Below are 13,124 nucleotides of genomic sequence, written 5' to 3'. Positions count from 1 at the left end.
AACGTTCTTTAGCTTCCTTCCGGTCCGGGAATATGAGTTAATATAGATGTCGGGCCGACGAATCACTGGAAAGGGGGCTGATCGAAGTGATTACAGTGAGTGAGGTGGCTACCGCGTAATGCGGTAGCTCATGCAACGAGGGGCTTATTGCCCCTCTTATTTCCGTTTGAACCGGTCTATGTTAAGATAGATGCAAGATAAGCAAAATAAGGAAAATTCAAACTATGCCGAAAGGGGGATTTACGACCATGTACACTCAATTTTTCCAACTCAAACCGTCACTAACAGAACGGATCAAGGAGGATCATGATCGTGAACTACAAAAACGGGAAGGATGTGCTTCCCCCTAGGCTGCTGAAAGAGCTCCAGGATTATATTCAAGGCGAGCTGCTCTATATCCCCAAACCGGATTGTTCCAGAGCGTTATGGGGAGAACTCAGCGGAACCCGCACATCAATGGCCAAAAGAAACGAAGAAATATTCTCGCTATACCGCACCGGACATTCTGTCAGCGATTTGGCGGAAAGGTTTTTTCTATCCGATGAAAGCATCCGTAAAATTGTTTGCAAAATGCGCTCCTCGCTCAGAGAAGCGGCGACAGTTACTGAATAAGCCAAGAGGCCGTCCCTAGTCAAGTTGAGGGCGGCCTTTATTGTTGTCTCTGTTACTTATTCATTTTTTTCAATGGCGGTAGGAGTTATAGCAGGCAGAAGGTATAATATACATAATGATCAAAAAACGAAATTGGAACTCCATTGAATCGAGGTAACCGGACGAATGCAGATGAACCAAGACAATCAAAGCCGAATATCCAGCCGAAGTGATTCCCAGGCGGGCTCCAAACGCTGCGCGCGCTGTGGCGAGATTAAACCTGTGTCCGATTTCCTCAGAAGAACCGGCAAGCATTCCGCCAAGGGTTCGCGCCGCGGCACATGCCGCAGTTGCCGGGCCCAACTGAAAAAACTGGAGCAAACGGCGGCTTTACCAACCGTAACTAGTCCGTCCCCCGACATACCTTCGCGTACAGAGCCGAATACGCAATTCCCTGCACCGGAAAAGCTTGCGGTGAAGCCCCAGCGCCGGGCGGCAACGCGCGCTTTGCCTGCCCCGCTTCCCGTAGAAGGCCCGGACGCCTCGGTGCTGCGTCCGAACCGGCAAGGCAAGATCCGCATGCGCGGGCGCACGGACAAAGGCAGCCGCTGGCATCAGGAAGTCGACCTTGAACTGGCCGTCACTTTGGTGAAGGAGCATGCGGCAGTCGTAGTAAACCGTCATACGATCCGCCGCCTATACAGCAATAAGGCATTTCGCCGCTACATCCTCGTACGCGACCGCCATACCTGTTTTTTTTGCGGCGGCTACGGCGATACGATCGACCATCTGCTGCCGAAAGCCAAGGGTGGGCATACCACACCGATGAACTGCGTTTGTGCCTGCAACGAATGCAATCAGAGCAAAGCCGACCGGAGCCTGGAAGATTTTATTGGGAAATAGGAGCGTAATCTGTCGTTTCGGCGTCATCTTCAGGCCCGGGCACGTAACCGGGCAAATCCCGATCATGCAGCAGCCAAAGCTCATGCAGGGCCCGGGTACAGCCGACATAAAGCAAGCGCGCGTCACTCGGGCTGTAATGTTCCTTGTCCACATCGGTCACGATGACGGCATCAAACTCCAGTCCCTTGGAAAGATAGACGGGTAGCACGGAAATCCCGCCGGCATATCGCTTCTGGTCGCCGCCTATTAAATTGGCGCCCGTGCCTGCTTCATTCAAATAGCCATGCAATTGCTCCGCTTCTTCCATCGTCCGGGTCAATAAAGCTACCGTTCGATGGCTTCCCGTCAGTACCTGCTTTAAGACGTCCGATATAACCGTCAAACGTTCCTCTCCTGCAGCCTGGTTTACCCGCACCGGTTCTCCGCTGCGGAATACCGGCACGGCCAGCAGTTCCGTTCCGACGCCGCGTTTCAGAATCTCGTTGGCAAAATCGATAATTTCCATCGTCGACCGGTAACTTCGCGTTAAAGCGAAATAAGCCGTCTCCTCCGGCGCGAACAGCGCCTGCATCTCTTTCCAGCTGCGGACTCCTTTATAATAGTGAATCCCCTGCGACAGATCCCCCAGGATGGTAAAGGAATGGCCCTTCACAAAGCGGTCCAGCACCGCAACCTGCAGCGGGCTGAAATCCTGTGCTTCATCGATCACGACGTGGTCGAAAGTCATACTCCCTTCAATTTCATAAATTCGGGAGTACAGGTATAACAGAGCCGCCAGATCCTCCTCCTGGACGACTCCTTTTTTCAGGTATGCCTGCGTCTCTTTCACAATCGCTTTCGGGATCCCGAAAGCAAGATCATCTCCGGAGGATGTTTTAGCTTTGGTGAAGGCGGAATGAAACAGCCCCTTATACAATGCCACGGCTTCAAGCTCCGGCCATTTTTTGGCGTATGCTTTTTCCCGTTGCTGCGCTTTCTTCTTCCGCTCTTTCAGCGCGGCGGCTGAAGGAGATTTCTTCAGTTCCATTTCCACCCATCGGTGAATCCGGGCCAATACGCGCTCTTTACGACGGGCGACAGGATAATGACGGTATTCTCCGTCGAACCATTGAACGATGGTTTGACGCGATAGCTTCGCCCCTTCCCATGGTTCGAAATCGCTCTCGGGCACACAGCCGGATTCAATCTCTACCAGATAGTCGTCAAGGATAGATTTAAAAGCTATCGCTCCTTTAAACCTTCCCGGCAATTCGATATCCTTTGAAGCGTCATGCCGTTTGTCCCCGCCATCAAACCAGCGGGCCAGACTTTCCGATCCATCGGCCGGTGCCTGATCCAGCTCAAGTACCCGAGCCGCCCAATCGCCGAAGGTACTCTGCTGAATGTCGCCGACCCCTAATTCCGGCAAGACTTCGGATATATAATCGATAAACATATGGTTCGGGGCAAAGATAACCATCCGCTCTGCCTTGATTTGCTCCTTGTATTGGTACAGCAAAAAGGCGAGCCTGTGCAGCGCTACGGTCGTTTTTCCGCTGCCGGCAACCCCTTGAATAATAAGTGCGGTATTTCTGGCGGCACGGATAATCAGATCCTGCTCCGCCTGGATTGTCGAAACGATATCGCGCAGACGATTGTCCTTGTTCTCCCCGAGACGATAGACGAGAAATTCATCGGAGACCGCCGGTCCTTCGCTGTTCTTGTTGTAAGTGTCCACTACCCGATCCAAAATTCCTTTGCGGATGACGATGTTCCGCTTCAAATAAACAAGGCCTTCAATCAGGCCTTCCGGTGCTTCATAGGCGGCAGAATCGCCGCCGGTAAAGGAATAGAACAAGCTCGCCACCGGAGCTCGCCAATCGATGACGACCGGCTTTCCGCCGTCTTGATCCCCTACGCCAACTTTGCCGATATAAAGAGGTTGTGTTTCTTTACCCTGTTCCTCAAAATCCAGCCGTCCGAAATAGGGCTCACGGACTGACCGTTCGAGTTGCTGCCTGTGAGATTCCCTGCCCGCTTCCAGCACTTGCTCGGTAAAGTCATGCCCTGTGTAGACGGGAATGCTCCGCAGCGCTTTCAACTGGCCTTCAATATCGCGGAGAGTGCGGTCCAGCCGCTCTTTCTCTTCTTGATAGGCACTTTGAAAATGGTCCACTTTCAGTTACCTCCTAAGGTTAGTATTCCGTCTGCTCTCCGGCTTACTTTTCCGAAGTCAAAAGGAGTTATATTATAGCATTCGTTCATGTAAAAAGCGAATAACGGGAAAAACGCAGACCCGGAAAATCCGAGTCTGCGTAACTTCATTGCCGGTCAGATCCCATGGATCAGCTCCGGCTTTCATCCCTGCGTTTCCCCCGCTTCAAGCAGTTCCCGCACGGCTACGCTGACCATGATCAAGCCCACGACGGGCGGCACGAACGAATTGCTGGCCGGCGGCTGTTTGGCCTTGCGGATCTTGGCTCCGGCCGGTGCGATTTTCTCCGTTACGTCTGCCCGTGGCTTAACCGGCTGTTCCGTGGAGAAAACGACCTTAACGCCCTTTTTGATCCCGTCTTCCCGCAGCTTGGTACGAATTACGCGGGCCATAGGGTCCATATGGGTTTTGGAAATATCGGCGACCTGGAACTTCGTAGGATCCATCTTATTTGCAGCTCCCATGCTGGAAAGGATCGGAATCCCGCGTTTGCGGCATTCCTTGATCAGATGGATTTTGTAAATAATCGTATCCGAGGCGTCCAGCACATAGTCGATATCATATTTAAACAGTTCTTCATAGGTTTCTTCGGTGTAGAACATATTCAAAGCGATTGTCTCGCACTCCGGATTGATCAGCTTGACCCGCTCGCACATCAGATCCGCTTTCTTCTGGCCGATCGTCGTCGTCAAGGCGTGAATCTGCCGGTTAATATTGGTGATATCGACAACGTCCTTATCGATCAGTATAATACGTCCGATTCCGGTTCGCGCCAGCCCTTCGACCGCCATAGCACCCACGCCGCCGATACCGAGCACCGCTACCGTACTCTTTTTCAGAATGTCGAGGCCCTCGGCTCCAATGGCAAGCTCTGTCCGTGAAAATTGATGAAGCATGGTTTGCTACCTCCCAGATAGGTTTGGCTTATCCTTCATGATAGGCCCTTCATGTATTAGCATCATCTGCTGAGATCCTGAATTCCCTTTTGACGATGAAATCCGCTTCTGCGTGATCGGTCGACTGCAGCTTAACATACAGATGATTGTCCTGTTTGTCATAATACCATCCCGCCCGACGTTCCTCAAGATGCCGCAAGCTACGCATCTCGAAAATTCCGAAAATCCCGACCGGAATAAACGATCTTCATCGTCCAGACCGCCTGATAAAGACCGCGATTAATTAAAAGGGCTCATTATTTTATCAATGCAAATTTAAAGCGCGGGGGATTAATCCCCCGCGCTTTATCAGCATCATGCTTTTTCAAAGCCAAATTTACTTTTTGTCTTCAACCGGCTTCTTAGCCAGCTTGATATGAAGTTGCTCCAATTGACGCGGATCCACTTCGGACGGCGCATTCATAAGCAGGTCGGTGGCGCTTGCCGTTTTCGGGAAGGCGATCGTCTCCCGCAGATTCGAGCGTCCCGCCAGCAGCATGACCAGACGGTCCAAACCGAAGGCGATGCCGCCGTGCGGAGGCGTACCGTATTCGAATGCATCCAGCAAATAACCGAACTTCTCTTGTGCCTCTTCAGGCGAAATTCCGATCGCATCGAACATTTTCTCTTGAATATCGCGCTTGTAAATCCGCATGGATCCGCCGCCCACTTCATAACCGTTCAATACGAGGTCATAGGCTTGTGCCAAAATCTGGCCCGGATCGGTCTCGAACAAGTGCAGATCTTCTTCGCGCGGACGGGTGAACGGATGATGTTCCGCAACGTAACGTTTCTGTTCTTCGTCCCAGCCGAGCAGCGGGAAGTCGACAACCCAGGCAAATTTATAAACATTATCGTCGATCAAACCGAGCTCGCGGCCGATTTTCAAGCGAAGAGCGCCCAAAACGTCGGCAACCACTTTTTTGTTGTCCGCCGAGAAGAGAAGCAAGTCCCCTTCTTCCGCACCCGTGCGTTCTTTCAACGCTTCGATCTCTTGCTCCGTGAAGAATTTGACGATCGGGCCCTTGAATTCCCCTTCCTTCACTTGAATCCACGCAAGTCCCTTCGCTCCGTAACGCGCCGCGAACGGACCGAGATCGTCGATATCCTTCCGGCTCCAAGTACCGCAGCCTTTGGCGTTAAGTACTTTAACTTCCCCGCCTTTTTCGATCACGGAGGCAAACACCTTCACGCCGCTGGTAGCCACAAGATCGCTCACGTTCACAAGCTCAAGGCCGAAGCGCAAGTCCGGTTTGTCCGAACCGTATTTGCCCATGGCATCGGCATAGCTAAGGCGCTGGAACGGCGTAGGAATATCGATCCCTTTCGTTTCTTTGAACAGGCGGACAACCAGCTTTTCCATCAAATCCAGCAGCTCGTCCCGGCTGAGGAAGGAGGTCTCGATGTCGACCTGCGTGAACTCCGGCTGGCGGTCAGCGCGCAGATCCTCGTCACGGAAGCAGCGGGCGATTTGATAGTAGCGTTCAACGCCGCTCACCATCAGCAGCTGTTTGTACAATTGCGGCGATTGCGGCAAAGCGAAGAATTCGCCGGGATGTACGCGGCTTGGCACGAGATAATCCCGCGCGCCTTCTGGCGAGCTCAATGTCAGGATCGGGGTTTCCACATCGATAAAGCCCTCGCCGTCCAGGAAATCGCGGAATACTTTAGAGGCTTTGGAACGAAGCCAAAGCGTTTTTTGCATTTCCGGACGACGCAGGTCCAGGTAACGGTATTTCAGGCGGAGCGCTTCATCCACCTCGACGCCGTCTTCGATAAAGAACGGAGGCGTTTTGGCCGCATTCAACACTTCGATCTCCGTAATTTGCACTTCGATTTCGCCGGTCGGCAAATTCGGGTTGACGGTTTCGGCGTCCCGTTTTACTACTTTGCCGCTAACGGCAAGCACGTATTCGCTGCGCACTTTATCGGCGACTTGCAGCGCTTCTCCGGAATAAGCCGGGTTGAAAACGATTTGGACGAGTCCGCTGCGATCGCGCAGGTCAATAAACAAGACACCTCCGAGGTCGCGGCGGGTTTGAACCCAACCGTTCAGTGTTACGGTTTCTCCGATGTTCGCGGTGCTGAGTGTACCGCATTGATGAGTACGTTTCATATCAGTTTCTAACTCCTTCGCAAATATATATTTTTAAAACTTATATCCATTTCAAGCGTTTATCTGAGTTCATTTACCAGTTCCGCAAGTTTAACGGTACGCTGTTCTCCGGTTTCCATCGACTTCAACGCGATTTCCCCGCGCTCCAGTTCATCGTCCCCGAGAATGGCCGTAAAGCGGGCCTGCATGCGGTCAGCGGATTTCATCTGCGCTTTCATTTTACGGCCCAGGTAATCGCGTTCGGCAGAGAAGCCGGCTTTGCGCAAATTGAACAGTTGGGTCGTAATTTCCTTATCGGCGGCTTCGCCTAGGGCAACGAGATAAACGTCGAGCGGTTTGATGCCGCTCAGCCCGATTTCCTGCTTCTCGAGAATGAGCGCAATCCGCTCCATGCCGAGTGCCATGCCGATTCCGGGCTGGTCGGGTCCACCGACTTCAGCCACCAGGCCGTTGTACCGGCCGCCGCCGCCGATCGTGTCGATCGCACCGATGCCTTGGGCTTTATATTCAAACGCGGTATGCGTGTAATAATCCAATCCGCGCACCAGCCGATGATTGATGACATAATCCACTTCCATCGCCGTCAACAGTTCCTGAACCTTGGCAAAATGGGCGGTGCATTCCTCATCAAGACTGTCCAAAATCGATGGCGCCCCGCCGAATTTGTCCTGATCGACCTTGCAGTCCAGTACCCGCAGCGGATTGCGTTCCATCCGTGACTTGCAGTCCTTGCACAGGCTGTCCTTCATCGGGTACAGGAAGGCCAGGAGCTTCTCGCGGTACGCCTCCCGGCTGGCCGGATTGCCGACCGAGTTGATCTCCACTTTTACGTCCTTGAGTCCAAGCTCACGGCAATACTGGAAGCCTAGGGCTACAACTTCCGCATCAATCGCCGGATCGGTCGCTCCGAACGCCTCTACCCCGAACTGGTGGAACTGACGCTGGCGCCCTGCTTGAGGCCGTTCATACCGGAACATGGGTCCGATATAGTATAGCTTGGTTACATCAGGCTCACCGTACAGTTTATTTTCCACATAAGAACGAACGACGCCGGCCGTCCCTTCCGGCCGCAGCGTCATCCACCGCTCGCCTTTGTCCTGGAAGGTATACATTTCCTTCTCCACGATATCCGTCGTTTCGCCCACTCCCCGCTCAAACAGCGAAGTCTGTTCAAAAATCGGCGTACGGATTTCCCGATAATTAAAACGCCGGCACAAGTCCCGGGCTTTCTCTTCGATCAATTGCCATTTCTCCACGGTACCCGGCAGCAAATCCTGCGTACCCGTAGGTTTTTGAAACGCCATGTTCCCATCCTCCATCCTTTGCATTTATCATTTTCTTTTTTCGTTAGCATGAAAACACCCTGAAAAATAAAAAACTCCCGTTCCTGTTTAATTACAACAGGGACGAGAGATTGGATTTCCAATTTACCCGTGGTGCCACCCACATTCCGAAATACCCATCTTATTGCTTCAAGCAGGTTCGGATGATCCGTCCGATGGTCTGCATGTTATGAGGTATTCGCTTCACAGCGGTGTAACGCCCGCCTGCGCCGAACGTCTACTTTGCCGGAGAAAGTTTTGTCATAACTCCGCGCATTTTGCCGTCGGTTCTCGGGGAAGTCTTTCGTTCAATCATCACCGGAATCCTTCCAGCCAGCCTTATCCGGATTGAAATTCATGAATGAATTGCCAAACCGTCAAGGCAGGGATTCCTCTCTGCGGGTGTGGGGCTGAAGTACTTTGTCCCGTCATCAAATCGGTATGAAACTGTATATTTCCTGATTTTAAGGAATTGCAGTAACAAAGTCAAGTAAGAACAAAGAAAAAAACCTGCACCAACGGGGCACAGGTCCAAAGGTTATATAAAAAAGGGGGTCATGTTGTTATTATAAACAGGCTATGTTAAAGGAACATGAAACTAATATTACAGTTACATTACAAGAAATCGTACAGTCGACTTTTTTCGTTGCAAAAAGGCGGTGACCTTAATCCAAGTGTTCAACAAACGCGCCTTGAAGGCGCAGTTTATGAACAATATCGTCATAATCCGACTCCCTGACTTTGGCGGTCAATACATACTTTAAGTTTCTATAATCATCATCACTTATACCAGTAACGTCGGTAACGGGATCCAGTTCCGAATCAAAGTCAGGACGATCCCGTTCGGTATCGACTCGCTCGCCGTTGATTTTGCCATCTTCGGCGTCCTTGTCTCCCATCGCCACTACCGGCAGCACTCCTTGCGCGGATACGGTTCCCGGAATGCCTACGGCCCCGTACGTTCCGCCCGTGTTAGTGGTCGTACTATTAACAGGGAGTAAGGGAACGAGAATATTGTGGCTTCTGCCGATCGAATGATCCAGCGAACTGACCTCCACCTGTTCCATTTCGAAGGTAAGCAAGCTTGTCCTTGCCCCTTCCGCCTGGTCTTCACTCCTGAAATAAGCTTGAATATGCTTGGCCATGTCGATCTCTCCTTTTGAACTGCATCGTATTTTTCCTTCAGTCCCGAGCGGTCTAGCCTTGTATAGCATGAGTTTGACTGACTACAACTTTTTCAACAGTTCCCGAACAAACGCAGGCTCGTCTTTCGGCGTTCGCGATGTTACGAAGTTGCCGTCAACGACGACCTCCTCGTCACGGAACTCCGCGCCTGCATTAACCATATCGTCCTGCAATGGCGGATAACAGGTGATCGTCCTTCCCTTTAACAAATCCGCACTGATTAAAATTTGCGGGCCATGACAGATCGCGGCAATCGGCTTGCCGGTTTTGTCAGCCTTTGTGACAAAATCCAGAATTCCCGGATCCAGCCTAAGATTTTCAGGAGAAGACCCCCCGGGAATAACCACGGCGTCGTAATCTTCAACCTTCACCTCTGCAATTCCCTTATCCGCCGTATATTCGGCTTTACCTTGTTTGCCTTTTAGAGTTCCCCCTGCTTTAAGACCGATGATATCGGCCTGGTGACCAGCTTTCTTCACTTCATCGTATGGAACCTGCATTTCCGAATCTTCAAATTGGTTCGCAAGCAAAAAGGCTACTTTGCTCATGAGTTCATTCTCCTCCCGGAAGTGTCTTTCGCTTGTTATTACCCGAATGGCTTCGCTTTATAACAAGACAAAAAAGGCACCAGGTTTCCCTGATCCCTTTTTATTGCGCCGTCTCAGCTTCCAGGCCGCGGAATATATTCACCGGATGGCCTGACTTCCCGAATGGCCTGCAGTTCCTCTGCCTGTGCGGAGCGCGCCAGAGCCTGCGCTTCGTTTCGGCCTCCCGCGGTGAGCAGAGGAGAAGATTGCCAAATTCTCGATTTTAAAGATTGACGCATTGTGATCATGAACTCCTTTAAGCGGACGTTTTTCACTGTATACCTACAGGTTGTCCAATAAAAGAATCCGTTATCCCGCAAAGCAACCAATCTCAAACCAGAGGATGCTCCAAAATGAGCGTAACCGGCCCCCAGTTTGTAAACTCCACATCCATATCGGCGCCGAATTTTCCGGTTTCCACAACCAGGCCTTTTTGACGAAGAAGTTCGTTAAACCGGTCATAAAGCGGGGCAGCGATATCCGGCTTCGCGGCGGTGGTGAAACTCGGGCGTTTTCCTTTCCGGCAGTCACCATAAAGGGTAAACTGCGAAACCGACAAAATGGCCCCGCCGATGTCCGCCACACTGAGGTTCATCTTGCCTTCCACATCTTCAAAAATGCGCAACCCCGCGATTTTGTCGGCAAGGTATGCCGCATCTTTTTCGGTATCCTCATGCGTAATGCCTACCAGCAAAACGAGGCCTTGGCCGATGGAGCCGATCATTTCGTTTCCAACAACCACTTTGCCTTGCTTGCAGCGTTGAACCACTATTTTCATCCTGCCTTGCTCCTCATGTCCTGATAACGGATGCCCCGGTTTATTGCACGCTATTGCATAATCCGGTGCACCGTATAAACGTCTTTCACGCGCTTGATCCTTTCCACCACGGATTGCAGATGATCCGTATTCCTGATCAGAATCGTCATATGGACAAGCGCCATTTTATTTTTGTCTGACCTTCCGGAAACCGCCGAGATATTCGTTTTGCTTTCCGACACGGCCTGAAGCACTTCATTCAGGAAATTGCGCCGATCGTGTCCCGTAATTTCGATATCGACACTGTAATTGGCCTCAATGGCGCTTTCCCATTCCACATCGATGACGCGGGCTGCTTCTTCGTCGTCGTTCCCGTTTGGAATGTTCGGACAGTCGCTGCGGTGTACGGAGACGCCGCGGCCGCGCGTAATATAACCGACGATGTCGTCACCTGGAACCGGATTGCAGCATCTGGCAAAGCGAACGAGCAGATTGTCGATCCCTTTTACCACAACTCCGTTCGTCGGACGCTGTTTCCGCTCTTCCGGCGCAGCTTTGACTTCCTTCACTTCCGAAGTAAGTTCGATCGAGTTGCTTTCTTCCTGCTCTTTCCGGAGCTTCTCCGTCAGTTTCGTCGTGATTTGGGCGGCGGTAATACCGCCAAAGCCGACGGCGGACAGCATGTCGTCGATATCGTTGAAGGCGAACTTTTTACAAGCTTCCATCAGCTTGTCATCGGACATCCAGGCAGACGGTTCGATGCCTGCGCGTTTCAATTCGCGCTCGATCGCTTCGCGTCCTTTTTCAACATTTTCCTCCCGCTTCTCTTTCTTGAACCACTGCTTGATCTTACTGCGGGCGTGGGAGGATTGGGCGATTTTAAGCCAGTCTTGGCTCGGCCCGTAAGAATGTTTGGACGTCAGAATTTCGACGATATCCCCGGTCTTCAGTCTGTGATCCAGGGGAACGATCCGGCCGTTCACCTTGGCGCCGATCGTTCGGTTGCCGACTTCGGTATGAATCCGGTAGGCAAAATCCAAAGGCACCGATCCGGAAGGCAGCTCGATTACTTCGCCGGATGGAGTAAACACGAACACCAAATCCGTGAAAAAATCCATTTTAAGCGACTCCACGAATTCCGAAGCATCCTTGGCCTCGTGCTGGAGTTCCAAAATTTCGTTGAAAAAGGTCATTCTTTTCTCAGGGCCGCCGTTTTCCGGACCTTCCTTATAGGCCCAGTGCGCCGCAATTCCGTATTCTGCGGTTCGGTGCATCTCCCAGGTACGGATTTGCACTTCGGTCGGCTCACCATTTGGCCCCACAACCGTCGTATGCAACGACTGATACATGTTGGCCTTCGGCATAGCTATATAATCCTTAAAACGGCCCGGCATCGGTTTCCATAACGTATGAATAATGCCCAGAGTCGCATAGCAATCCTTGATATTGTCGACAATAACCCGAATCGCAAGCAGATCATAAATCTCATTAAACTGTTTGTTTTTCGTGGTCATCTTCTTATAGACGCTGTAAATATGCTTGGGACGGCCCAATAAGTCGGCTTCGACCCCCATCTCGTCCAGCTTTTCGGAGATACGTGCAATGACGCTATCAATATATTCTTCGCGTTCCGCTCTTTTTTTCCGCATCAAATTAGCGATCCGGTAATATTGCTGCGGATTCAAGTACCGGAGCGCAATATCTTCCATCTCCCATTTGATAGCCGATATCCCGAGCCTATTCGCAATCGGACAAAAAATTTCCAGCGTTTCATACGCGATGCGCCGCTGGCTCTCCTCGGATTGATATTTCAACGTGCGCATATTGTGGAGACGGTCCGCGAGCTTAATGACAATGACGCGGATGTCCTGCGCCATGGCGATGAACATTTTCCGGTAATTCTCATTTTGCTGCTCTTCCTTGGACTGGAACTTGATCCGTTCCAGCTTGGTCAACCCGTCGACAAGCATGGCGCAGTCTTGGCCGAAATGCTCTTGAATTTCCTTCAGGGAAACGGTCGTGTCCTCCACAACATCATGAAGCAACGCAGCAATAATGGACAAGATATCCATCTGCATATTGACGACAATTTCCGCAACCGCCAAAGGATGCAGAATATATGGTTCCCCGGATTTGCGCACTTGTCCGTGATGGGCCTGCTCCGCAAAATCATAAGCTTCCCGAATGCGCTCCAGGTCCGGTTGTTTTATATAGGCCGACGCCTTTTCAAGTAATCGCTCTATGCCCATTGAATCCTGCTCGATTCCTTTCTATAATCCCCAATTTTGATTTCCTATAATTATGACTCTTGCGCCTCCTTCCGTCAACTCTTGGCCTTGTTGTCTGCGAAAAAAGCAGCCCTTTACCAGCGCTGTTTGCAAACAAACCGTGATCCCATTCCATGTATGCTGGTATTTTCTTTAGGGGAATCTGTAGAATAAACTCGCTTTTTATAAAATTTTTTGTTGTAAAATGAGTGCAATCTAATTAATCTATTAAGGATAGTCATAATTAACCGTGAAAAAAATAGAGGA

General features: G+C 51.2%; 11 protein-coding genes. 2 read left to right on the top strand and 9 right to left on the bottom strand.

Features of this window, described 5'->3' with window-relative positions; all coding sequences use genetic code 11:
* The first annotated feature begins 312 nt into the window (after positions 1-312).
* Together ACLB09_RS25075 and ACLB09_RS25070 are read left to right on the top strand one after the other, a co-directional pair.
* Positions 313-612 carry a CD3324 family protein gene (locus ACLB09_RS25075; protein ID WP_410772547.1) on the top strand — a complete coding sequence of 100 codons (300 nt, stop codon included), beginning with the start codon at positions 313-315 and terminating at the stop codon, positions 610-612.
* Between the two features lie 171 nt (positions 613-783).
* Positions 784-1,494 carry an HNH endonuclease gene (locus tag ACLB09_RS25070; protein ID WP_410772546.1) on the top strand — a complete coding sequence of 237 codons (711 nt, stop codon included), beginning with the start codon at positions 784-786 and terminating at the stop codon, positions 1,492-1,494.
* Here ACLB09_RS25070 and ACLB09_RS25065 read toward each other — a convergent pair.
* The 9 genes from ACLB09_RS25065 to ACLB09_RS25025 form a co-directional block, all read right to left on the bottom strand.
* On the bottom strand, positions 1,481-3,649 hold the full coding sequence (locus tag ACLB09_RS25065) for a HelD family protein (protein ID WP_410772545.1): 2,169 nt from the start codon (positions 3,647-3,649) through the stop codon (positions 1,481-1,483). The two genes, ACLB09_RS25070 and ACLB09_RS25065, sit on opposite strands and share 14 nt — an antisense overlap.
* Positions 3,650-3,831: 182 nt before the next feature.
* Positions 3,832-4,584 carry a tRNA threonylcarbamoyladenosine dehydratase gene (locus tag ACLB09_RS25060; protein WP_410772544.1) on the bottom strand — a complete coding sequence of 251 codons (753 nt, stop codon included), beginning with the start codon at positions 4,582-4,584 and terminating at the stop codon, positions 3,832-3,834.
* Positions 4,585-4,960: 376 nt separating this feature from the next.
* Positions 4,961-6,739, bottom strand: coding sequence for an aspartate--tRNA ligase (aspS, locus tag ACLB09_RS25055; RefSeq protein WP_410772543.1), 1,779 nt, complete (start codon positions 6,737-6,739; stop codon positions 4,961-4,963).
* A gap of 59 nt (positions 6,740-6,798) precedes the next feature.
* Positions 6,799-8,043 carry a histidine--tRNA ligase gene (gene hisS, locus ACLB09_RS25050; protein ID WP_410772542.1) on the bottom strand — a complete coding sequence of 415 codons (1,245 nt, stop codon included), beginning with the start codon at positions 8,041-8,043 and terminating at the stop codon, positions 6,799-6,801.
* A gap of 683 nt (positions 8,044-8,726) precedes the next feature.
* Positions 8,727-9,206 carry a hypothetical protein gene (locus ACLB09_RS25045; RefSeq protein ID WP_410772541.1) on the bottom strand — a complete coding sequence of 160 codons (480 nt, stop codon included), beginning with the start codon at positions 9,204-9,206 and terminating at the stop codon, positions 8,727-8,729.
* 81 nt (positions 9,207-9,287) lie between these two features.
* Entirely contained in the window at positions 9,288-9,794 is a 507-nt protein-coding gene (locus ACLB09_RS25040) for a type 1 glutamine amidotransferase domain-containing protein (RefSeq protein ID WP_410772540.1), read from the bottom strand.
* Positions 9,795-9,907: 113 nt separating this feature from the next.
* On the bottom strand, positions 9,908-10,072 hold the full coding sequence (locus ACLB09_RS25035) for a hypothetical protein (RefSeq protein ID WP_410772539.1): 165 nt from the start codon (positions 10,070-10,072) through the stop codon (positions 9,908-9,910).
* A 92-nt stretch (positions 10,073-10,164) separates the two neighbouring features.
* Positions 10,165-10,611: a D-aminoacyl-tRNA deacylase gene (gene dtd, locus ACLB09_RS25030; protein WP_410772538.1), complete on the bottom strand. Its 447-nt coding sequence runs from the start codon at positions 10,609-10,611 to the stop codon at positions 10,165-10,167.
* A 50-nt stretch (positions 10,612-10,661) separates the two neighbouring features.
* The gene (locus ACLB09_RS25025; protein WP_410772537.1) at positions 10,662-12,839 is read right to left on the bottom strand and encodes a RelA/SpoT family protein; all 2,178 of its coding nucleotides are present in this window, start codon (positions 12,837-12,839) and stop codon (positions 10,662-10,664) included.
* Positions 12,840-13,124: the final 285 nt, after the last annotated feature.

Origin of the sequence: Fontibacillus forbon (assembly GCF_046559655.1) — a bacterium.
GTDB lineage: Bacteria > Bacillota > Bacilli > Paenibacillales > Paenibacillaceae > Fontibacillus.
The sequence above is the reverse complement of the archived record's forward strand: the minus strand, read 5'-3'. Positions and strand labels throughout refer to the sequence as shown.